Raw genomic sequence first — 20,124 nt, 5'->3', positions numbered from 1 at the left:
GCGCGCAGCACGCCGCGCCCGCCGGGTCGGCGGTGTCACCCGTCTGCCGGGGTCACGTCCCGCAGCAGCTGCGTGTAGGCGGCCTCGTCGACGACCGGGGTGCCGAACGACTTGGCCTTGAGCGTCTTGGAGGTCGCCGAGTCCGGGTCGTTGGTGACGAGGAGGCTCGTCAGCCGGGAGACGCTGGAGGCGACGTGGAGCCCGGCCTCGACCGTGCGGTCCTCCAGGAGTTCACGGTCGACCGAGGTGTCCCCGGAGAAGGCGATCCGCATGCCCTGCTTGAGCGGTTTGTCCGACTCGTAGCGGCCGGGGTTGGGGTACGGGCACGCCGGGCGCTTCCGCGACGGGCGCCAGCTGTTGGCCCGGTAGGAGGACTGGTGGCCAATCCGGGGCTGCGCGGGCGTCGCGGCCCACTCCGTCAGCGGCCGGCACTCCAGGAGCGGCAGCCGTACGTTCCGCTCGGCCGCCGCGTGCAGACTCGGCCGGAACGCCTCCGCGAGGACCCGGGCGTCGTCCAGCGCGTTGTGCGCGCGCTGCTGCACCACGCCGAAGTGCGCGGCGAGCGACTCCAGCTTGTGGTTCGGCAGCGGCAGCGACAGCTCCTTGGCGAGCGCGATCGTGCACAGCCGCTGGCGCACCGGCGCCGCCGACTCGGCACGCGCGTACTCCCTGGCGATCATCTGCCAGTCGAACATCGCGTTGTGCGCCACGAGCACCCGCCCGTCGAGACGCGCCGCGAACTCCGCCGCGATCTCCGGGAACAGCGGCGCGCCCTCCAGGACGTCGCTGGTCAGTCCGTGGATCCACACCGGCCCCGGGTCCCGCTCGGGATTGACCAGGGTGTACCAGTGGTCCTCGACGTTCCCCTGGGCGTCCAGCCGGTAGACGGCAGCCGACACTATCCGGTCGTCGCGGGCGAGTCCGGTGGTCTCCACGTCGACGACCGCGTACCCCTGCGGGTAGGCGGCCGGCCACGTCGCTGCTGTCGTACGGTCGTCAAGCACGGTCACAGAGAATACGGCCCGCGACCGACGACTCCGTCCCCGGTGTCCCCCGGGGCACCCGCGAGGAGCCCGTCCACGAGCGCGCGTACGGAGTCCACGAAGAGCCGTTCGGTGTCGATCGGAGCGGCCAGGGCGCGCGCCAGCGGCCCGTCGGCCTCGGCGTCCTCCCCGCGCCACAGCTCCTCCTCGGCGGGGGACTGGGCCGGGGCGCGTTCGCGGTTGCGTTCGACGAGGACGTAGCCGACGACCTGGAACTGGAGGGCGCGGACGGACCGGGCGGCGGCCGCGCCGCGCAGACCGGCGGCGTGGGCCTCGTGGACCAGGGCGCGCTGGGCCGGCAGGAACATGCGCTCGGTGAGGCCCCGTTCGTGGACCATCGCGACGAGGTGCGGGCGCTCGCGCAGGGCCCGGCGCAGCGAGCGGGCGACGGAGACCATCCGCTCGGCCGGTGTCGACCCGTGCGGGCGGATGGCGCCGAGGTCGGCCACCGTGCGGGCGACGAGCGCGTCGAGGAGCGACTCGCGGTTGCCGACGTGCCAGTAGATCGAGGTGACGGCGGTGCCGAGTTCGGCGGCGAGCCTGCGCATGGTGAGGGCGTCCGGGCCGTGCTCCCTCACCAGCGCGGCCGCGGTGTCCAGTATCTCGTCGCGGCTCAGTGCGGAACGTGCCATCGCATCCCCCAACTCCTCTGCGTGCACGGGTCTTTACCGTTCATCGCCATCGGTGTAACTGTGTTACAGGCCGACGATCCCGAAGGGTGGTACGTCATGGCACGAGTACGGTACGGGGCGCGCAGCGACGCGGAGGCGGCAGCGGCCCGCGAGCGGTCCGCCAGGCTCCCCGACATCTGGTCCACCGGTGTGGTCGCCGTCTGGGAGACCGACCCCGACGTCGTCGCGGCGGTCCTGCCGCCGCCGCTGAAACCCACCGCGCGCCCCCTCGTGCGCGCCAACATCAGCCGGGTCGACCTGACCGGCTACCCCCTCGGCGCCGGCTCGGTGGCGGTCGCCGCGGCCCACGGCGACAAGGAGGGCTGGTACCCGCTGGTCATGCCGATGACCCACGAGCGCGCCCTGACCGGCGGGCGCGAGGTCTTCGGCGAGCCGAAGAAGCTGGGCGAGGTCACGGTCGAGCGCGACGGGCTCGTGGTCCGCGCGGTGCTGGCCCGGCACGGCATCGCGTTCGTGGAGGTACGCGGCGCGGTCTCCGGCCCGCTGCCGCTGCCGGAGCCCGTCGAGAAGACCGACTTCTACTTCAAGTTCCTGCCGGGCGTGGAGGGTTCGGGCTTCGACGCCGACCCCGTCCTCGTCCACTGCGTCCGCAACGAGAAGGTGCGGAAGCTGGAGCGGATCACCGGTGACGTGGTGCTGCGCGAGTCCATGTACGACCCGGTCGCCGACCTCCCGGTACGCCGGCTCGTCGAGATCACGATCGGCGAGAAGACCACCGACCAGAAGGGCACGGTCGCCGAACGCGTCTCCGCGCGGGCCCTGCTGCCCTACATCCACCAGCGGTACGACGACCCGCTCCAGATCCTCGACGGACCCCCCGAGGCCAGCGTCCGGAAGGAGACGTCCGATGGAGCTGCGTGAGGGGCAGGTCGCCGTCGTCACGGGCGCGGCGAGCGGCATCGGGCTCGCGATGGCCCGCCGGTTCGCCGCCGAGGGACTCGCCGTCGTCCTCGGGGACGTCGAGCGGGCCGCCCTGGAGGAGGCCGCCGACGAGCTGATGGCGAGCGGGGCGCAGGTCCTCGCCCGGACGGTCGACGTCTCCGACCCCGACGGGGTCCGGGCGTTCGCGGACGCCGCGTACGACACCTTCGGCGCCGTCCACGTCCTCTGCAACAACGCCGGCGTCGGCTCGGGCGCCGAGGGCCGCATGTGGGAGCACGAGCCCAACGACTGGAAGTGGGCCTTCTCGGTCAACGTCTGGGGCGTCTTCCACGGCATCCAGGCCTTCGTCCCGCGCATGCTCGCGGGCGGCGAGCCCGGCCACGTCGTCAACACCTCCTCGGGCGACGGCGGCATCGCCCCGCTGCCCACCGCCTCCGTGTACGCGGTCACCAAGGCGGCCGTCGTCACCATGACCGAGTCGCTCTACGCCCACCTCAGGGCCGAGCACGCGCGCGTGGGCGCGTCCGTGCTCTTCCCCGGCCCCCACATGCTCCGCACCGGTCTGTGGGAGTCGCACCGCAACCGGCCCGAGCGGTACGCCAAGGAGCGGCCGCGCCGGACCCCGTACCGCAGCCTCGACCAGTGGGAGGCCGCCATGAAGGAGGCCGGGCACGAGGTGGCCTTCACGCCCGTCGAGGAGGTCGCCGAGCACGTCGTCGAAGGCATCCGCGCCGACCGCTTCTGGATGCTGCCGCAGAGCGAGCACAGCGACCGCCAGATCAGGGCGCGCTCGCAGGCGATGCTCGACCGCGCCAACCCGTCCTACCTGGAGAGCTTCATCCTCGACTGACCGGCCAAGGAGCCCGACGTGAGCTTCGAAGACCCGTACCTGATCATCTCCTCCGACTGCCATGCCGGGCTTCCCACCGAGGAGTACCGGCCCTACCTCGACCCCCGCTTCCACCGGGACTTCGAAGAGTTCCTGGCGGGACGCGAGGCCCGCCGCGAGGCCATGACCCGGCTGGGCGTGCGCAACGAGGCCTTCGCGAACAAGTGGTTCAACGACAACGAGGAAGGCCTGCGCGGCGGCTGGGACGCCGCCCAGCGGATCAAGGAGCTCGACGGCGACGGGGTGGCCGCCGAAGTCGTCTTCCCCGACGCGGACGCCGTCGACAGCCAGACCGCCGCGCCCTTCGGCGTCGGCCTCGGCCTCTCCGGCGACCAGGACCCGGAACTCGGCATGGCGGGCGCGAAGGCGCACAACCGCTGGCTCGCCGAGTTCGTCGGCCGGAACCCCGACCGGCACTGCGGGGTCGCCCTGCTCCCCGTCACCGCCGACGTCCGCGAGGTCGTCGCCGAGATCCACCGGGCCAAGGAGTCCGGACTCGGCGCGCTCATGATCCCCTCCATGTGGGTCGACAAGACGCCGTACCACGACCGGCACTACGACCCGGTGTGGGCCGCCGCCGCCGAGACCGGCATGCCCGTCGTCACCCACTCCGGGGCCGCGCCCCGCGAGGAGTACGGCGACCACCTCGGGATCTACGTCTCCGAGGTCACCTGGTGGCCGGCCAGGCCGCTCTGGTTCCTGCTCTGGTCCGGGGCCTTCGAGCGGCACCCCGGGCTCCGGTTCGGCGTCGCGGAGTCCGGCTGCTGGTGGCTGCCGAACCTGCTCTGGTTCATGGACCGGCTCTACCTCGGCGCGCACGGCGGCAAGAAGCTGTCCCCGTTCGCCGAACTGAAGCGGCCGCCGAGCGAGTACCTGGACCGCCAGGTCTTCGTCTGCGCCACCAACACCAAGCGGCGCGAACTGGCCCAGCGGTACGAGATCGGCGTCGACAACATCCTGTGGGGCTCCGACTTCCCGCACCCGGAGGGCACCTGGCCCGACACGCGCGCGTGGCTGCGGCGGACGTTCCATGACATCCCGGTCGAGGAGACCCGGCGGATGCTCGGCCTGGCGGCGGCGGAGGTCTTCGGCTTCGACCTCGGCGCCCTGGCGCCGATCGCACGCCGGATCGGCCCCACCCCCGCCGACCTCGGCCAGTCCGCCGACCAGGCCGCCGTGGAGGCCTCCTGGGCCCGCTCGCGCGAGGTCGGCCGCCACTGGCTCACGGACCACGACTTCCCGGTCCTCGGGACGCACTGATGGGAGGCGAACCGATGGACAGGTACACCGTCATCTCCGCCGACTGCCACGCGGGCGCCGACCTCCTCGACTACCGGCCCTACCTGGAACGGCGGCACCACGAGGCCTTCGACGCCTGGGCCGCCGGCTACGTCAACCCGTACGAGGACCTGCTCGCCGACACCGCCGACCGCAACTGGAACTCGCGCCGCCGGCTGCGCGAGCTGGAGACGGACGGGATCGTCGCCGAGGTCGTCTTCCCCAACACCATCCCGCCGTTCTTCCCCTCCGCCTCCCTCATGGCCCCGCCGCCGACCCGCGAGGAGTACGAGCTCCGCTGGGCGGGCCTGCGCGCCCACAACCGCTGGCTGGCCGACTTCTGCGCGGACGCGCCGGGCCGCCGGGCGGGCGTGGCGCAGATCCTGCTCAACGACGTGGGCGAGGCGGTACGGGAGATCCGCCGCGCGAAGGAGGCGGGCCTGACCGGCGGCATCCTGCTGCCGGGCGCCCCGCCCGGGTCCGGTGTGCCCGAGCTGTACTCGGAGGCGTACGACCCGATCTGGGCCGTCTGCGCGGAGCTCGGCGTGCCGGTCAACCACCACGGCGGCTCGGCCTCGCCGCCGCTCGGCGACGAACCCGCGGCCCGCGCCGTCTTCATGGTGGAGACCACCTGGTTCTCCCACCGGGCCCTGTGGCACCTCGTCTTCGGCGGCGCCTTCCGCCGCCACCCGGATCTCAGGCTCGTCCTGACGGAGCAGGGCTCCGGCTGGATCCCCGGGGTCATGGACATGCTGGACTACTACCACGCCCGGCTCGTCGCGGCGGCGACGCGGGCCACGACCGCCGAGTCCCGGTTCGGCGCCGGTCTCGCCGCCTCCATGGGCAAGGGCCCCAGCGAGGTCTGGCGCGACAACTGCTACGTCGGCGCGAGCTTCATGCGCCCGCACGAGGTGCCGCTGCGCGACCGGATCGGCCTCGACAAGATCATGTGGGGCAGCGACTACCCGCACGACGAGGGCACCACCCCGTACTCCCGCGAAGGGCTGCGCATCGCCTACGCGGGCGTGCCGAGGGACGAGGTCGCCGCCATGGTCGGCGGCAACGCGGCCCGCGTCTACGGCTTCGACCTCGACCTCCTCGACCGGCTCGCCGCCGTCCACGGCCCGACCGTCGAGGAGATCGCCGAGCCGCTGAAGGAGGTCCCCGCGGGCGCCACCAGCCCGGCGTTCGCCCCGGGCGGGTCGGTCCGCGTCTGGTGACCCGCCGGGTGCGACCCTCCTGACGTGACGTCACCCCCCGTACCGGACACCGCCCACGACGAGGCCCACGGCGGAGGCCTCGGCTCCCGTCTCAACTGGCTCCGGGCCGCCGTGCTCGGAGCCAACGACGGCGTCGTCTCCACCGCGGGCCTCGTCGTCGGTGTCGCCGGCGCCACCGAGTCCCAGGCCGCCCTGCTCACGGCCGGCCTCTCGGGGCTGCTCGCCGGTTCGATGTCGATGGCGGCGGGGGAGTACGTCTCCGTCTCCACCCAGCGCGACTCCGAGAAGGCCGCGCTCGCCCAGGAGAAGCGCGAACTGCGCGAGCAGCCGGAAGCCGAGCTCCGCGAACTGACCGGCCTCCTGGCCGCCCGCGGCCTCTCGGCGGACGTGGCCCGCGAGGCCGCCGAACAGCTCACCGAGCGCGACGCGCTGCGCGCCCACGCGCGCGTGGAGCTGGGCATCGACCCCGACGCCCTCACCAACCCCTGGCACGCGGCCGGCGCCAGCTTCCTCGCCTTCACCGTCGGCGCCCTGCTGCCGCTCCTCGCGATCGTCCTCCCGCCGGCCTCCGCCCGCCTCTGGGTCACCGTCCTCTCCGTCCTCGCCGCCCTCACCTTCACCGGCTGGTGGAGCGCCCGCCTCGGCGCCGCCCCCGCGGGCCCGGCGATCCTCCGCAACGTGGCCGGCGGCGCCCTCGCGATGGCGGTCACCTACGGTGCCGGGTCACTCCTCGGCGCGGCCGGGGTGTAGCGGGTGACGCGGGGCCGTTGTCGGAAGGTGCCAAAGCTTGCTGACAACCCGTCTCGCATACTTGTTGGTAACCACGTCTAGCGGGGCCCGCCCCGTCCCGCCTACCGTCGACGGCATGCCGAACCTGCCCGATGTCGTGCTCTGGTCCATACCGGCGTTCGTCCTGCTCACCGTCCTGGAGATGGTCAGCCACCGGATCCACCCCGACGAGGACGCCGCCGGATACGAGACCAAGGACGCCGCCACCAGCATCGGCATGGGCCTCGGAAGCCTCGCCTTCGACGCGCTGTGGAAGATCCCCGTGGTCGCCATCTACACCGCCGTCTACGAGCTGACCCCGCTCCGCGTCCCCGTCCTGTGGTGGACGATCCCGCTCATGCTGCTCGCGCAGGACTTCCTCTACTACTGGCAGCACCGCGGCCACCACGTCATCCGGATCCTCTGGGCCTGCCACGTCGTCCACCACAGCAGCCGCAAGTTCAACCTCACCACCGCGCTGCGCCAGCCGTGGACCAGCGTGACCGGCTGGCCGTTCTACCTGCCGATGATCGCCCTCGGCGTGCACCCGGCCGCCGTCGCCTTCTGCTACTCGCTCAACCTCGTCTACCAGTTCTGGATCCACACCGAGCGCGTCGACCGGCTGCCCCGCCCCTTCGAGTACGTCCTCAACACCCCCTCGCACCACCGCGTCCACCACGCCTCCCAGGGCGGCTACCTGGACCGCAACTTCGGCGGGATCCTCATCGTCTGGGACCGGATGTTCGGCTCCTGGGTCGGCGAGACCGACCGGCCCGTCTACGGGCTCACCAAGAACATCGAGACCTTCAACCCGCTGCGCGTCGCCACCCACGAGTACGCCGCCATCGCCCGCGACGTCCGGGCCGCGAACAGCTGGCGCGAGCGCGCCGGCCGGGTCTTCCGAGGCCCCGGCTGGCAACCGGCCCCCACCGCCGCCGCGACGCACCCCGTCGCGGGGCCGACGACCGCCCCGGAGGCCGCCGCGTGAGCACCGCCCCCACCGCCGTCCGCGCCGTCCCGGCCACCGTCTCCCGCGCGCTGCTCGCCGCCTTCGCGCTCGCGGCCACCGTCGACCTGGTCTCCCTGCTCGCCGGAGCCGACCTCGGCCACCAGATCGCCAAGCCGCTCCTGATGCCCCTGCTCGCCGCGTACGCCGTCACCCTCGGCGCCCCGAAGACGCTCACCGCCGCCCTCCTCTTCGGCTGGGGCGGCGACGTCTTCCTGCTCTCCGACGCCGACTGGGCCTTCCTCGTCGGCATGGGCTCCTTCGCCGCCGGACACGTCTGCTACCTCGTCCTCTTCGGACGCGGTCGTACGTCCCCGGCGCTCGGCGCCCTCTACGCGGTGGCCCTCACCGGAACCGTCGTCCTCCTCTGGCCCGACCTCCCCGCCGACCTGCGCATCCCCGTCGCCGGCTACTCCCTGCTCCTCACCGCCATGGCCTACCGGTCCAGCGCCCTCGGGCTCCTGGCCGGCCTCGGCGGCGCCCTGTTCCTGCTGTCCGACACCCTCATCGCCACCGGCGTCGCCGAGTGGCCCCAGCTGCCCGCACCCGACTTCTGGGTCATGCTGACCTACATCGCGGCGCAGTACCTGCTGGCGGCGGGAGCACTCCACGCGATATACGGTGCACGTCGTACAACCGTCTGACAGCGAGGAGCGCCACCCATGCGCGCCACCACCATCCACGCCCCGTTCGACATGCGCGTGGAGGACGTACCCGATCCTGTGATCCAGGACTCCACGGACGTCGTCCTGCGCGTCCTGCGCGCCTGCATCTGCGGCAGCGACCTGTGGGCGTACCGCGGCGAATCCGCCCGGCAGCCCGGCCAGCGCATCGGCCACGAGTTCCTCGGCATCGTCGAGGCGGCGGGCTCCGACGTCACCGGCTTCGCCGCCGGCGACCTCGTCGTCGCCCCCTTCGTCTGGTCCGACGGCAGCTGCGAGTACTGCGCCGAGGGCCTCCAGACCTCCTGCCCGCGCGGCGGCTTCTGGGGCTCGGTCGGCTCCGACGGCGGCCAGGGCGAGGCCGTCCGCGTCCCCTTCGCCGACGGCACCCTCGTCAAGCTCCCCGTCGAGGCCGCCTCCGACGACCGGCTGCTCACCGCGCTGCTCGCCCTCTCCGACGTCATGGGCACCGGCCACCACGCCGCCCTCGGCGCCGGGGTGAAGCCCGGCTCCACCGTCGCGGTCGTCGGCGACGGCGCCGTCGGCCTCTGCGGCGTCCTCGCGGCCAAGCGCCTCGGCGCCGAGCGGATCATCGCCCTCGGCCGCCACACCGCCCGCACCGACATCGCCCGCCTCTTCGGCGCCACCGACGTCGTCGCCGAGCGCGGCGAGGCCGCCGAGGCCGCCGTCCGCGAGCTCACCGGCGGCCAGGGCGCCCACGGCGTCATCGAGGCCGTCGGCACCGAGCAGTCCATGCGCACCGCGGTCGCCATCGCCCGCGACGGCGGCTCGATCGGCTACGTCGGCGTCCCCCACGGCAGCGGCACCGGCCTCGACCTCGACGTCATGTTCGACCGCAACATCGCCCTCCGCGGCGGCGTCGCCCCCGTCCGCGCCTACATCCCCGAGCTCCTCCCCGACATCCTCTCCGGCGCCATCGACCCCTCCCCGGTCTTCGACCTCACCGTCGACCTCGACGGCGTCCCCCACGGCTACAAGTCCATGGACGACCGCTCCGCCCTCAAGGTCCTCATCAAGCCCTGACCCCCACCCACCCGGCGCCCCCCTCGGGGGCGCCGGCCGCGCGTGGCTCTGTCCCCCCGCGGCCGGCACCCCCTTCCGTGGGGGCAATCGTTCCGCAGGGCGGAACGGGTGGGCACGCGCCCCGTTGCCGGGCGCCCGTCCCGGCCCGCCTCGCCCGTACGCCCCCCAGCCAGGCCCCGAGCCGCTCCGGAGCGTCGGCGCCCGTACGCCCCGTCAGGCCCCGAGCCACTCGGGAGCGTCGGCGCCCGCGAGGCCCGGCGGCCGTGACCACCCGGAAGCCCCACCCTCGTAGGACACCGGGGACAACGCGTACCGCAGATGTCCCAACGGCCCCTCGGACTCCCCGAGATACCGCCCGGCGTCGTACCGCGGCAGCGCGTGCGTCAGCCAGTGCCCCGTCTGCGCCAGCGCCAGCCGGACGAGCCGCGTACCACCGTCCCGGTCCTGCTCCGTCAGCGCCCGCAGCACCGCCGCGGCCAGCAGATAGCCGGTTCCGTGGTCCAGGGCCTGGGCCGGCAGCGCCCCCGGCTCCTCGGCGGACCCCTCCACCGTGGCGATGCCCGTCGCCACCTGCACGAGGGAGTCGAAGCCGCGCCGCTCGCGCCACGGCCCGTAGTCGCCCCAGGCGGAGAGCCGGGCGGTCACCAGACCGGGCCGGTGGAGGTCGAAGCGGTCGAGCGCGCCCGGCCGGTAGCCGGTGACCAGCACGTCGGCGGAGTCGAGGAGTTCGCCGAAGGCGCGCCGGTCCGACGGCCGGTCCAGGTCGAGCGCGGCGGTGCGCTTGCCGATGTCCGTGTCCGCGTGCTGGTCCGGCAGTTCGGGGCGGTGCGGCGAGTCGATCCGCAGCACGTCCGCGCCGAGCAGCGCGAGGGTCCGGGTGGCGACGGGCCCGGCGATGACCCGGGTCAGGTCGAGGACCCGCAGCGGCCCCGTACGGCGCCGGGGCGGCGGGGCGTCGTCGAGTCGCTCCCGGGTCAGCAGCGGCCGGGCCGCCACCTCCCTGCCCTGCTCGCTCGCGGCCCACTCGCCGGGCGTCCGCAGGGCGACGGCCAGGCCGCCGGCCGCGTACACCGCCGTCTCGACCTCGACGGCCTTCCGTTCGCCGATCGCCGCCGCGACGGCCTCGACGGAGTCGGAGGCGTCCAGCGCGGCGAGCAACGCGGCCTTGTGGTGCGGGTAGTTGGCATGGGTGCGCACCCAGCCGTCGGCGGCCCGCCAGAACCGTGACAGGGGTGCGAAGCTCACCGGCGCCCGCCCGTCGATCCGCAGATGGCGCTCGCTCACGAAGGCGGTGGCGACGGCCCCGTCGTCCACCCGTACCGGTCCGGGAAGGCCCGCGTGCTCCACGGCGGCGAGCGAGCAGGCGGCGACCGAGGCCCGCGCCAGGTCCATCACGGGCAGCCGGGCGGGCAGCAGCCCCGAGGTCCCGCCGTACTCCACGCGGTCGACCAGGGCGGGATCGCCGCCGAGGGCCGACCACAGCAACTCCGTACCGGAACGCACTGTGTTGTCCATGACGGCACTATGGCACTCAGTGCCACGCAAAGGGCCCCGGTGTGGCACACCACACCGGGGCCCTCCGTCACCGAACCTCCGCGACTAGCGGCGGACGGCGTCCAGCGCGTCGATCAGACCGGCTCCGTAGAAGCCGTTCTTGTTCTTGCCACCCTCGCAGACGGCGTCGATCTTGCCGTCGCCCTCGATGTCGTACGGGTTGGTGCAGGCGAGCTTGTCGGCCTGCGCGTACAGCAGCGCCTTCAGCGCCGCCGGGCTCGCGTAGGGGTGCGTCGACTTGATGAGCGCCAGGACGCCCGCCACGTGCGGCGAGGCCATCGACGTACCGGCCTTGTAGTTGTAGCCGCCGTTGACCGTGGTCGACAGGATGCGGCCGTTGACCGCCGGGGCGTCCGGGGTCTGGTACTCGGTGCGGTCACCGCCCGGGGCGGCGATGTCGATCACGCCGAGCCCGTAGTTGGAGTAGGACGCCTTCAGGCCCTTGGCGCCGGTCGCGGAGACCGTCACGACGCCCGGCAGCATGGCCGGGTAGTCGAAGCACTCCTTCGGGTCGATGACCCGGTCGCCCGGAGTGCCGTCGTTCGGGCTGCTGTTGTCCAGGATCGAGTCGGCCGCGAGGTCGAACTTCGAGTTGCCGGACGCGGCGACGTTGACCGTGCCGCGGTGCTCCGCGTAGCGGGTCGCGCGGGTGACCGCCTCGATGAGGGCCTTCTGGTCCTCGTCGTTCTTGCAGGCGAACATCCACGGGTCGGTGTAGTAGCTGTTGTTCGTGATGTCGACGCCGTGCTCGGCCGCCCACACGAATCCGCAGACGACGGCCTCGGTGTAGAAGTAGCCGTCCGGGGTGGACACCTTGATGCCGGAGACCTTGACGCCCGGGGCGACACCGGTGATGCCGACGCCGTTCTTGGCGGCCGCGATCGTTCCGGCGACGTGGGTGCCGTGGTCGCTCTCGCCCGGGTTGGGGCGCCAGGATCCGGCGGTCGTGTCCGGCTTGCCGGAGACGCAGTTGGCGGACGCGGCGGCGTCGAAGTTCGGCGCCAGGTCCGGGTGGGTGTCGTCGACACCCGTGTCGATGACGCCGACGGTGACGCGCTTGCTGCCCAGCGTCCGCTGGTGGGCCTTGTCGGCCTTGATCGCCGGGAGGTCCCACTGCAGGGGCTCCAGCGGGTCCTGCTCGTCCGTGGCGCTGGCGGCGGCGGCCTTGGCCTCGGCGGCGGTCAGCGTCTGCGCGCCCTCGTCGACGGAGTCGTCGGACTGGACGGAGAGCGGGGCGTTGCGGGTCGCACCCGCGGACACCACACCATGCGCCGTGCGGATCGTCTTCGCGAACTCGGGGTTCTGCGAGTGGACGACTATCACGCCTATCTGGTCGTACGAGACGACCACCTCGCCGCCGGCGGCGGCGATCGCCTTCTTCACCGAGGCGGCGGTCCAGCGGCCCCCCTCGACGTTGACCACGTACGACAGCTTCGGACCGTTCGCCGTCACGGTGGCCGAGGCGCCGCTCAGTTCCGCGGCGGAGGCGGCGCCGGGGGCAAGGAAGCCGAGCGAGGCCGTGAGCGCGAGACCAACCGGCAGAGCGAGAGCTCGGCCGCGCCTCGATCCCAGATGAGCCATGGGTTCTCCACATCATCCGTATGTACTGCTCGCACGCGGGTTTGCGCGTGAGCAGGTGCATGACGAGTGAAGCTATCGCTGATCTTCCCGAACCTTCAATGAGTTGAGAAGACTTCATGAAGATCTGTTCAAGGAATTCCCCCGCGTGAACCGCTTCGCTTCCGGCTCCGTGCCGTTGGTCAGGGGAGGGGCTCCGCCCGGAGCCCCGGTCCCGCACCCCCCGGTGAGGCCCCCTTGACCATGCCGTCCGCCCCCGCGTCACGAGGAGATTCCGTGGCTACCGAAGCACCGCCGCCGCCCAGGAACGGGACGGAGACCGACCACGGTCCCGCGTCGCCCACGACGGAAGAGTTCATCGAGGTGCAGGAGGGCCCGGAGTTCGGGGAACTGCGCCGCACCTACCGCTCCTTCGCCTTCCCCCTCACCCTCGCCTTCATCGCCTGGTACCTGCTCTACGTCCTGCTCTCCAACTACGCCGGCGACTTCATGGGCACCAAGGTCTTCGGCAACATCAACATGGCCCTCGTCCTCGGCCTCGGCCAGTTCCTCACCACCTTCCTCATCGCCTGGCTGTACTCCCGGCACGCGGCGAACCGCCTCGACCCCCGGGCCGAGGCCATCCGACACCGTATGGAGGGCGACGCATGAGCACCCCCGTCCTGCTCGCCGCCGGAAACGCCACCACCGAACACCGGCCGCTGATCATCGCCCTCTTCGGCGCCTTCGTCGTCGCCACACTCGTCATCACCGTCTGGGCCGGCCGCCAGACCCGCAGCGCCGCCGACTTCTACGCCGGCGGACGCCAGTTCACCGGCTTCCAGAACGGCCTCGCGATCTCCGGCGACTACATGTCCGCCGCGTCCTTCCTCGGCATCGCCGGAGCCATCGCGCTCTTCGGCTACGACGGCTTCCTCTACTCGATCGGCTTCCTGGTCGCCTGGCTCGTCGCCCTGCTCCTGGTCGCCGAACCCCTGCGCAACTCCGGCCGCTTCACCATGGGCGACGTCCTCGCCTACCGGATGCGCCAGCGGCCCGTCCGGACCGCCGCCGGCACCTCGACCATCGTCGTCTCGATCTTCTACCTGCTGGCCCAGATGGCGGGCGCCGGCGTCCTCGTCTCGCTGCTGCTCGGCATCACCAGCGACGGCGGCAAGGTCGCGATCGTCGCGCTCGTCGGCCTCCTGATGATCGTGTACGTGACCATCGGAGGCATGAAGGGCACCACCTGGGTGCAGATGGTCAAGGCGGTGCTGCTCATCGCGGGCACCCTCCTGATCACCTTCCTCATCCTCCTCAAGTTCCACTTCAACGTCTCCGAGCTGCTCGGAGCCGCCGCCACCAACAGCGGCAAGGGCACGGCCTTCCTGGAGCCCGGCCTGAAGTACGGCGCCACCGCCACCTCCAAGCTGGACTTCCTCTCGCTCGGCATCGCGCTCGTCCTCGGCACCGCCGGCCTGCCCCACATCCTGATCCGCTTCTACACGGTGCCGACCGCCAAGGCCGCCCGTAAGTCCGTCAACTGGGCCATCGGCATCATCGGCGCCTTCTACCTGATGACGATCGTCCTCGGCTTCGGCGCCGCCGCCCTGCTCAAGAACAGCGACATCGTCGCCTCCAACAAGGCCGGCAACACCGCCGCCCCGCTCGCCGCCCTGGAGATCGGCGGCGGAGCCGGCTCCACCGGCGGCGCGATCCTCCTCGCCGTCATCTCCGCCGTCGCCTTCGCGACCATCCTCGCCGTCGTCGCCGGCCTGACCCTGGCCTCCTCGTCGTCGTTCGCCCACGACATCTACGCCAACGTCATCCGGCGCGGACAGGCCACCGAGAAGGAGGAGGTCAGGGCAGCCCGTTGGGCGACCGTCCTCATCGGCATCGTCTCCATCGCCCTCGGCGCCCTCGCCCGCGACCTCAACGTCGCCGGCCTGGTCGCCCTCGCCTTCGCGGTCGCCGCCTCCGCGAACCTGCCGACGATCCTCTACTCGCTCTTCTGGAAGCGCTTCACCACCCAGGGCGCGCTGTGGTCGATCTACGGCGGTCTGATCTCCGCCGTCGTCCTCGTGCTGTTCTCGCCGGTCGTCTCCGGCAAGCCCACGTCGATGTTCAAGACGGCCGACTTCTACTGGTTCCCGCTGGAGAACCCCGGCCTCGTCTCCATCCCGCTCGGCTTCCTGCTCGGCTGGCTCGGCTCGATCCTCTCCAAGGAGGAGCCGGACAAGGGCAAGTACGCGGAACTCGAGGTCAAGTCCCTCACCGGCGTCGGAGCGCACTGACCCGCACACGGTGCGCGGTCGCCGGACGGTCGCGTCGTAGGGTTCTACGACGCGACCGCCCCGGTCCTCGTGACAATTCACCCTGCTCGCCGGCCGTCGACTCACGTAGGCTCGGATCACACGCATCCACACGACGGGGAGGGGGCCCACAGTGCTCATCGACACCTACGGCAGGGTGGCCACCGACCTGCGCGTCTCGCTCACCGACCGCTGCAACCTGCGCTGCACCTACTGCATGCCCGAAGAGGGCCTCCAGTGGCTCGCCAAGCCGGACCTGCTCACCGACGACGAGATCGTCCGGCTGGTCCGCATCGCGGTCACCGACCTCGGCGTCACCGAGGTCCGCTTCACCGGCGGCGAGCCGCTGCTCCGCCCCGGCCTCGTCGGCATCGTCGAGCGCTGCGCGGCCCTGGAGCCCCGCCCCCGGATGTCCCTCACCACCAACGGCATCGGGCTCAAGCGCACCGCGAGCGCCCTCAAGGCCGCCGGGCTCGACCGGGTCAACGTCTCCCTGGACACCCTGCGCCCCGACGTCTTCAAGACCCTCACCCGCCGTGACCGCCACCAGGACGTCCTCGACGGCATGGCCGCCGCCCGCGACGCCGGCCTCACCCCGGTCAAGGTCAACGCCGTCCTGATGCCCGGGCTCAACGCCGACGAGGCACCCGACCTCCTCGCCTGGGCGGTGGAGGAGGGCTACGAGCTCCGCTTCATCGAGCAGATGCCCCTCGACGCCCAGCACGGCTGGAAGCGCGACGGCATGATCACCGCCGGTGACATCCTGGAGTCCCTGCGCACCCGCTTCACGCTGACCGCCGAAGGCGCCGATGAGCGGGGCTCAGCCCCGGCCGAGCGCTGGGTCGTCGACGGCGGGCCGCACACGGTCGGCGTCATCGCCTCCGTCACCCGGCCGTTCTGCCGGGCCTGCGACCGGACCCGGCTCACCGCCGACGGTCAGGTCCGCACCTGCCTCTTCGCCACCGAGGAGACGGACCTGCGGGCCGCCCTCCGCTCGGACGCGGGGGACGAGACGGTCGCGGAGATCTGGAAGAAGGCCATGTGGGGCAAGAAGGCCGGCTCAGGCCTCGACGACCCGAGCTTCCTCCAGCCCGACCGCCCGATGTCAGCCATCGGAGGCTGAGTCCCAGTCGCCCAGCGGGACGACGTCCTTCAGGAAGCCCCGTACACCCAGGAACTGGGAGAGGTGCTCGCGGTGCTCCTCGCACGCGAGCCAGGTCTTGCGCCGCTCGGGCGTGTGCAGCTTGGGGTTGTTCCACGCGAGGACCCAGACGGCGTCGACGCGGCAGCCCTTGGCGGAACAGATCGGCTTCTCTTCACTCACCTGATCATTGTCCAGCAAGGGCGATGCCGGGCAGCCACGGGGGGAGCTGCCCGGCATCGGTCCGTCGCTCCGACGGGGGATGCGGAGCGCGTAGGAAGTATGTCACGGCACATGGGGTGTGGTGCACTGGAACTTCATGATTGATCTGAGGTTTTCTTGAGGTTTCCGGCCACTGTCCGTGATCAGTTCCGGCCCGACGAGCGCTCCGTGTCCGCGTCCGCCGCCGCCTCCGCGCTGTCGAGCGCGGGTCGCACCGGCGTCGGGACGAACGTGGAGGGAAGGGACGGAGCGGACTCCCGGCCCGCGTTGGCGATGACCACCGCCACATAGGGGAGCAGGATGCCCAGGGCGAGGGCCACGAAGGCCACGTGCCGCTCGACGTTCCACAGCACCGCGGCGGCGATCACGGAGAGCGTCCGCACCGTCATCGAGATGACATAGCGCCGCTGCCGTCCCCGCACGTCGTCGGCGAGCCCCTGCCGGGCCCCGGTGATCCGGAAGACCTCGGTCCCGCCACGCTTCGGCATCGCCGTCCACCACCCACAGATCGCGCCGGACCCTCCCCGGCCCGGACCTCTCTCCACCGTACGCCCGCGCCACCGCACCGACGAGACCGGGGCACGTATGGCGCTGTCCGACATGCGCCGTATGGCCGGTGAGCCCAGACTGGGCCCACATGCGTACAAGGAGGCGACGATGAGTTGGTTGTGGGCGATCATCGTGGGATTCGTCCTCGGCCTGATCGCGAAGGCGATCCTGCCGGGGAAGCAGCAGATCCCGCTCTGGCTGACGACCGTGTTCGGCATTCTCGGCAGCGTGCTCGGCAACGCCGTCGCGACCTGGATCGGTGTCAACGACACCAAGGGCATCGACTGGACCCGCCACCTGCTCCAGCTGATCGGCGCCGTCGCGGTGGTCGGAGTCGGCGACATGCTGTGGGCCTCGATGAAGGGCAACCGGCAGCGCACCTAGCCTCTGTCCGGAACGTCCCGCCCGGCCCGCGGCACCTGACACGGGGTGTCCCGCGGCCGACGCGCCGGAGGCCCGGTGCGGCACCCACGGGGGTGCCCGCACCGGGCCTCCGGCGTGCGGATCGGGCGGGTCAGCCCTCCGCGCCGGCGAACTCGATCGCCGCCAGGTTCTTCTTGCCGCGCCGCAGCACCAGCCAGCGGCCGTGCAGCAGCTCGTCCGCCGACACCTCGGCGTCCTCGGCTGTCACCTTCACGTTGTTCACGTAGGCCCCGCCCTCCTTCACCGTGCGCCGCGCGCCCGACTTGCTCGGCGCGAGACCCACCTCGGTGAACAGGTCCACGACCTGGCCGAGCTCGGCCACCCGCGCGTGCGGCAGCTCGGACAGGGCGGCGGCCAGCGTCGCCTCGTCCAGCTCCGCCAGCTCGCCCTGGCCGAACAGCGCCTTGGAGGCGTTGATGACGGCCGCGCACTGGTCCGCGCCGTGCACCAGCGTGGTGAGCTCCTCGGCCAGCGCCCGCTGGGCGGCCCGCGCCTGCGGCCGCTCGGCGGTCTGCGCCTCCAGCGCCTCCAGCTCCTCGCGGGACTTGAAGGACAGGATCCGCATGTACGTCGAGATGTCCCGGTCGTCCACGTTCAGCCAGAACTGGTAGAACGCGTACGGCGTCGTCATCTCCGGGTCGAGCCAGACGGCCCCGCCCTCGGTCTTGCCGAACTTGGTGCCGTCCGCCTTGACCATCAGCGGGGTCGCCAGCGCGTGCGCCTGCGCGCCCGGCTCCAGGCGGTGGATCAGGTCGAGCCCGGCCACCAGGTTGCCCCACTGGTCCGAGCCGCCCTGCTGGAGCGTGCAGCCGTAGCGGCGGTACAGCTCCAGGAAGTCCATGCCCTGGAGCAGCTGGTAGCTGAACTCCGTGTAGCTGATGCCCTGCTCGGACTCCAGGCGCCGGGCGACGGAGTCCTTGGTCAGCATCTTGTTGACCCGGAAGTGCTTGCCGATGTCCCGCAGGAACTCGATCGCCGACAGGCCGGCGGTCCAGTCCAGGTTGTTCACCATGACCGCCGCGTTCTCCCCCTCGAAGGAGAGGAACGGCTCGATCTGCGAACGCAGCCGGTTCACCCAGTTCGCGACCGTCTCGGGGTCGTTCAGGGTGCGCTCGGCCGTCGGCCGCGGGTCGCCGATCTGCCCGGTGGCCCCGCCGACCAGAGCCAGCGGCCGGTGCCCGGCCTGCTGGAGCCGGCGGACGGTGAGCACCTGGACCAGGTGACCGACGTGGAGACTGGCCGCGGTCGGGTCGAAACCGCAATAGAACGTGACGGGACCGTCCGCGAGAGCCTTGCGCAGTGCGTCCTCGTCGGTGGACTGGGCGAAGAGCCCACGCCACTTCAGCTCGTCGACGATGTCCGTCACGATCGTCAGTCTCCTCAGGTTGTGGTGGTCGACGACTCAGTCTAGGTGGGTCAGACCCCCTTGCTGACCGAGCTCATGTTGAAGTCGGGCACCCGCAGGGCCGGCATCGCGGCCCGGGTGAACCAGTCGCTCCACTCGCGCGGCAGCGTCTTCTCCGTACGGCCCGCCTCGGAGGCCCGCGACAGCAGGTCCACCGGCGACTCGTTGAACCGGAAGTTGTTCACCTCGCCGACCACCTCGCCGTTCTCGACGAGGTAGACGCCGTCCCGGGTCAGACCGGTCAGCAGCAGCGTCGCCGGGTCGACCTCGCGGATGTACCAGAGGCAGGTCAGCAGCAGCCCGCGCTCGGTCGAGGCGACCATCTCCTCCAGGGAGCGCTCGCCGCCGCCGTCCAGGATCAGGTTCCCGGCCCCGGGCGCCACGGGGAGTCCCGTGAGCCCCGCCGTGTGCCGGGTGGTGATCAGGTGCGCCAGGCTTCCGGCCTGCATCCAGTCGATCGGCCCGACCGGCAGCCCGTTGTCGAAGACGGAGGAGTCGTCGCCGGACGAGTGCGCGATCACGAACGGCGCGGACTCCAGGCCCGGCTCGTTCGGGTCGCTGCGCAGCGTCAGCGGCAGCGGCGAGAGGTTCTCGCCCAGCCTCGTGCCGCCGCCGGGCTTGGAGAAGACCGTACGGCCCTCCACCGCGTCCCGGGCCGCGGACGACCACAGCTGGTAGATCATCAGGTCGGCCACGGCCGTCGGCGGCAGCAGCGTCTCGTACCGCCCGGCGGGCAGCTCGATCCGCCGCTCGGCCCAGCCGAGGCGGGTCGCCAGCTCCGCGTCGAGCGCGCCCGGGTCGACGTCCTTGAAGTCCCGCGTCGAGCGGCCGGCCCACGCGGACCGCAGCCGGTCCGGCGACTTCGCGTTCAGCTCCAGCGTCCCGTTGGGCTGGTCGTGGCGGAGCCGCAGCCCCGTCGACGTACCCACGTAGCTGGAGGTCATCTCGTGGTTCGCGAAGCCGTACAGCTCACGGCCGCCGGCCTTCGCGCGGGCGAAGGCCTCGCCGAGCGCGGGCGCGAAGTCGGCGAAGACCGCGGAGGACGTCTCCGCCGGCGCGTCCGTGAAGTCCGGCGACGCCGGCACGCCCTCCACCAGCGGCTGCGCGTCCTCGGCGGGCCCGGCGGCGCGGGCGGCGGCCTCGGCGGCCCGCACCAGCGGCTCCAGGTCGTCGGCCGTCACGGCCGACCGCGACACGACACCGGAGGCCGTGCCCTGCGCGCCGCCCACGGTCGCGATCACCGTGAGCGTCCGGCCCCGCGTCACCCCGTTCGTGGTGAGCGCGTTCCCCGCCCACCGCAGGTTCGCCGACGACTCCTCGTCGGCGATCACGACACACCCGTCCGCACGGGACAGCTCAAGCGCCCGCTCGACGATCTCGTACGGCTTGCTGACGCGGCTCATCGACCGGCCTCCTGCGTCGTGTTCAGGCTGTGCTGACCCCGGGGACGCCCCCCGGACCCCCGGCAAATCTCGTG

Annotated in this window: 20 protein-coding genes; 12 read left to right on the top strand and 8 right to left on the bottom strand. The window is 72.2% G+C overall.

Annotated features, from left to right (window positions below):
* Positions 1-35: 35 nt before the first annotated feature.
* Positions 36-1,010, bottom strand: coding sequence for a DEDDh family exonuclease (locus MRBLMG1_RS35200; RefSeq protein WP_367828228.1), 975 nt, complete (start codon positions 1,008-1,010; stop codon positions 36-38).
* Positions 1,007-1,675, bottom strand: coding sequence for a TetR/AcrR family transcriptional regulator (locus MRBLMG1_RS35195; RefSeq protein ID WP_367828227.1), 669 nt, complete (start codon positions 1,673-1,675; stop codon positions 1,007-1,009). The genes MRBLMG1_RS35200 and MRBLMG1_RS35195 overlap by 4 nt, the downstream gene beginning before the upstream one ends.
* 96 nt (positions 1,676-1,771) lie before the next feature.
* On the opposite strand from MRBLMG1_RS35195, the gene MRBLMG1_RS35190 reads away from it, so the two are divergent.
* The 8 genes from MRBLMG1_RS35190 (at position 1,772) to MRBLMG1_RS35155 (ending at position 9,484) form a co-directional block, all read left to right on the top strand.
* Positions 1,772-2,596, top strand: a complete 825-nt coding sequence (locus tag MRBLMG1_RS35190) for an acetoacetate decarboxylase family protein (RefSeq protein WP_367828226.1) — start codon at positions 1,772-1,774, stop codon at positions 2,594-2,596.
* Positions 2,583-3,467, top strand: coding sequence for an SDR family NAD(P)-dependent oxidoreductase (locus MRBLMG1_RS35185; RefSeq protein ID WP_367828225.1), 885 nt, complete (start codon positions 2,583-2,585; stop codon positions 3,465-3,467). The genes MRBLMG1_RS35190 and MRBLMG1_RS35185 overlap by 14 nt, the downstream gene beginning before the upstream one ends.
* 18 nt (positions 3,468-3,485) lie before the next feature.
* Positions 3,486-4,766, top strand: a complete 1,281-nt coding sequence (locus MRBLMG1_RS35180) for an amidohydrolase family protein (RefSeq protein WP_367828224.1) — start codon at positions 3,486-3,488, stop codon at positions 4,764-4,766.
* Between the two features lie 14 nt (positions 4,767-4,780).
* Positions 4,781-6,004 (top strand): amidohydrolase family protein, encoded by a 1,224-nt coding sequence (locus tag MRBLMG1_RS35175; protein WP_367828223.1) that lies wholly within the window; start codon positions 4,781-4,783, stop codon positions 6,002-6,004.
* 24 nt (positions 6,005-6,028) lie between these two features.
* Positions 6,029-6,754 (top strand): VIT1/CCC1 transporter family protein, encoded by a 726-nt coding sequence (locus tag MRBLMG1_RS35170; RefSeq protein WP_367828222.1) that lies wholly within the window; start codon positions 6,029-6,031, stop codon positions 6,752-6,754.
* A gap of 115 nt (positions 6,755-6,869) precedes the next feature.
* Complete coding sequence (locus MRBLMG1_RS35165; RefSeq protein WP_367828221.1) at positions 6,870-7,760, top strand: sterol desaturase family protein; 891 nt, start codon at positions 6,870-6,872, stop codon at positions 7,758-7,760.
* Positions 7,757-8,422, top strand: a complete 666-nt coding sequence (locus MRBLMG1_RS35160) for a lysoplasmalogenase (RefSeq protein WP_367828220.1) — start codon at positions 7,757-7,759, stop codon at positions 8,420-8,422. Before MRBLMG1_RS35165 ends, MRBLMG1_RS35160 begins: the two co-directional genes overlap by 4 nt.
* 18 nt (positions 8,423-8,440) lie before the next feature.
* Entirely contained in the window at positions 8,441-9,484 is a 1,044-nt protein-coding gene (locus MRBLMG1_RS35155) for a zinc-dependent alcohol dehydrogenase family protein (protein ID WP_367828219.1), read from the top strand.
* A gap of 213 nt (positions 9,485-9,697) precedes the next feature.
* Here MRBLMG1_RS35155 and MRBLMG1_RS35150 read toward each other — a convergent pair whose 3' ends face one another.
* Positions 9,698-10,999 (bottom strand): CoA transferase, encoded by a 1,302-nt coding sequence (locus tag MRBLMG1_RS35150; RefSeq protein ID WP_367828218.1) that lies wholly within the window; start codon positions 10,997-10,999, stop codon positions 9,698-9,700.
* Between the two features lie 84 nt (positions 11,000-11,083).
* The gene (locus tag MRBLMG1_RS35145; protein WP_367828217.1) at positions 11,084-12,619 is read right to left on the bottom strand and encodes a S8 family peptidase; all 1,536 of its coding nucleotides are present in this window, start codon (positions 12,617-12,619) and stop codon (positions 11,084-11,086) included.
* Between the two features lie 273 nt (positions 12,620-12,892).
* On the opposite strand from MRBLMG1_RS35145, the gene MRBLMG1_RS35140 reads away from it, so the two are divergent.
* The 3 genes from MRBLMG1_RS35140 to moaA all read left to right on the top strand — a co-directional run bounded on the left by MRBLMG1_RS35140 (position 12,893) and on the right by moaA (position 16,030).
* Complete coding sequence (locus tag MRBLMG1_RS35140) at positions 12,893-13,267, top strand: DUF485 domain-containing protein (RefSeq protein ID WP_367828216.1); 375 nt, start codon at positions 12,893-12,895, stop codon at positions 13,265-13,267.
* A complete protein-coding gene (locus tag MRBLMG1_RS35135) occupies positions 13,264-14,889 on the top strand; it encodes a solute symporter family protein (protein WP_367828215.1) in 1,626 nt (541 codons plus the stop codon). The genes MRBLMG1_RS35140 and MRBLMG1_RS35135 overlap by 4 nt, the downstream gene beginning before the upstream one ends.
* A 151-nt stretch (positions 14,890-15,040) precedes the next feature.
* Complete coding sequence (gene moaA / locus MRBLMG1_RS35130; RefSeq protein WP_367828214.1) at positions 15,041-16,030, top strand: GTP 3',8-cyclase MoaA; 990 nt, start codon at positions 15,041-15,043, stop codon at positions 16,028-16,030.
* Here moaA and MRBLMG1_RS35125 read toward each other — a convergent pair.
* Positions 16,013-16,231, bottom strand: a complete 219-nt coding sequence (locus tag MRBLMG1_RS35125) for a hypothetical protein (protein WP_414721712.1) — start codon at positions 16,229-16,231, stop codon at positions 16,013-16,015. The two genes, moaA and MRBLMG1_RS35125, sit on opposite strands and share 18 nt — an antisense overlap.
* Positions 16,232-16,413: 182 nt before the next feature.
* Positions 16,414-16,758 (bottom strand): DUF3099 domain-containing protein, encoded by a 345-nt coding sequence (locus tag MRBLMG1_RS35120; protein ID WP_367828213.1) that lies wholly within the window; start codon positions 16,756-16,758, stop codon positions 16,414-16,416.
* Positions 16,759-16,927: 169 nt separating this feature from the next.
* Between MRBLMG1_RS35120 and MRBLMG1_RS35115 the strand changes: the two genes are divergently transcribed.
* The gene (locus tag MRBLMG1_RS35115; RefSeq protein WP_367828212.1) at positions 16,928-17,203 is read left to right on the top strand and encodes a GlsB/YeaQ/YmgE family stress response membrane protein; all 276 of its coding nucleotides are present in this window, start codon (positions 16,928-16,930) and stop codon (positions 17,201-17,203) included.
* 130 nt (positions 17,204-17,333) lie between these two features.
* Here the strand turns inward: MRBLMG1_RS35115 and tyrS are convergent, their stop codons facing one another.
* Both tyrS and MRBLMG1_RS35105 read right to left on the bottom strand, forming a co-directional pair.
* Positions 17,334-18,608: a tyrosine--tRNA ligase gene (gene tyrS / locus MRBLMG1_RS35110; protein WP_367828211.1), complete on the bottom strand. Its 1,275-nt coding sequence runs from the start codon at positions 18,606-18,608 to the stop codon at positions 17,334-17,336.
* Positions 18,609-18,658: 50 nt separating this feature from the next.
* Positions 18,659-20,050, bottom strand: coding sequence for a metallopeptidase TldD-related protein (locus tag MRBLMG1_RS35105; protein WP_367828210.1), 1,392 nt, complete (start codon positions 20,048-20,050; stop codon positions 18,659-18,661).
* Positions 20,051-20,124: the final 74 nt, after the last annotated feature.

The sequence above is a fragment of the Streptomyces sp. LMG1-1-1.1 genome (genome assembly GCF_040815545.1).
Taxonomy (GTDB): domain Bacteria; phylum Actinomycetota; class Actinomycetes; order Streptomycetales; family Streptomycetaceae; genus Streptomyces.
Note: the sequence above shows the minus strand (reverse complement) of the source record. Positions and strands in the feature narration are given on the sequence as shown.

Bases quoted from the DNA above. Each gene is read 5' to 3' on its own strand.
- MRBLMG1_RS35195 (WP_367828227.1), bottom strand. From the start codon at position 1,675: ATGGCACGTTCCGCACTGAGCCGCGACGAGATACTGGACACCGCGGCC.
- MRBLMG1_RS35190 (WP_367828226.1), top strand. From the start codon at position 1,772: ATGGCACGAGTACGGTACGGGGCGCGCAGCGACGCGGAGGCGGCAGCG.
- MRBLMG1_RS35185 (WP_367828225.1), top strand. From the start codon at position 2,583: ATGGAGCTGCGTGAGGGGCAGGTCGCCGTCGTCACGGGCGCGGCGAGC.
- MRBLMG1_RS35175 (WP_367828223.1), top strand. From the start codon at position 4,781: ATGGACAGGTACACCGTCATCTCCGCCGACTGCCACGCGGGCGCCGAC.
- MRBLMG1_RS35165 (WP_367828221.1), top strand. From the start codon at position 6,870: ATGCCGAACCTGCCCGATGTCGTGCTCTGGTCCATACCGGCGTTCGTC.
- MRBLMG1_RS35155 (WP_367828219.1), top strand. From the start codon at position 8,441: ATGCGCGCCACCACCATCCACGCCCCGTTCGACATGCGCGTGGAGGAC.
- MRBLMG1_RS35150 (WP_367828218.1), bottom strand. From the start codon at position 10,999: ATGGACAACACAGTGCGTTCCGGTACGGAGTTGCTGTGGTCGGCCCTC.
- MRBLMG1_RS35145 (WP_367828217.1), bottom strand. From the start codon at position 12,619: ATGGCTCATCTGGGATCGAGGCGCGGCCGAGCTCTCGCTCTGCCGGTT.
- MRBLMG1_RS35135 (WP_367828215.1), top strand. From the start codon at position 13,264: ATGAGCACCCCCGTCCTGCTCGCCGCCGGAAACGCCACCACCGAACAC.
- MRBLMG1_RS35120 (WP_367828213.1), bottom strand. From the start codon at position 16,758: ATGCCGAAGCGTGGCGGGACCGAGGTCTTCCGGATCACCGGGGCCCGG.
- MRBLMG1_RS35115 (WP_367828212.1), top strand. From the start codon at position 16,928: ATGAGTTGGTTGTGGGCGATCATCGTGGGATTCGTCCTCGGCCTGATC.
- MRBLMG1_RS35105 (WP_367828210.1), bottom strand. From the start codon at position 20,050: ATGAGCCGCGTCAGCAAGCCGTACGAGATCGTCGAGCGGGCGCTTGAG.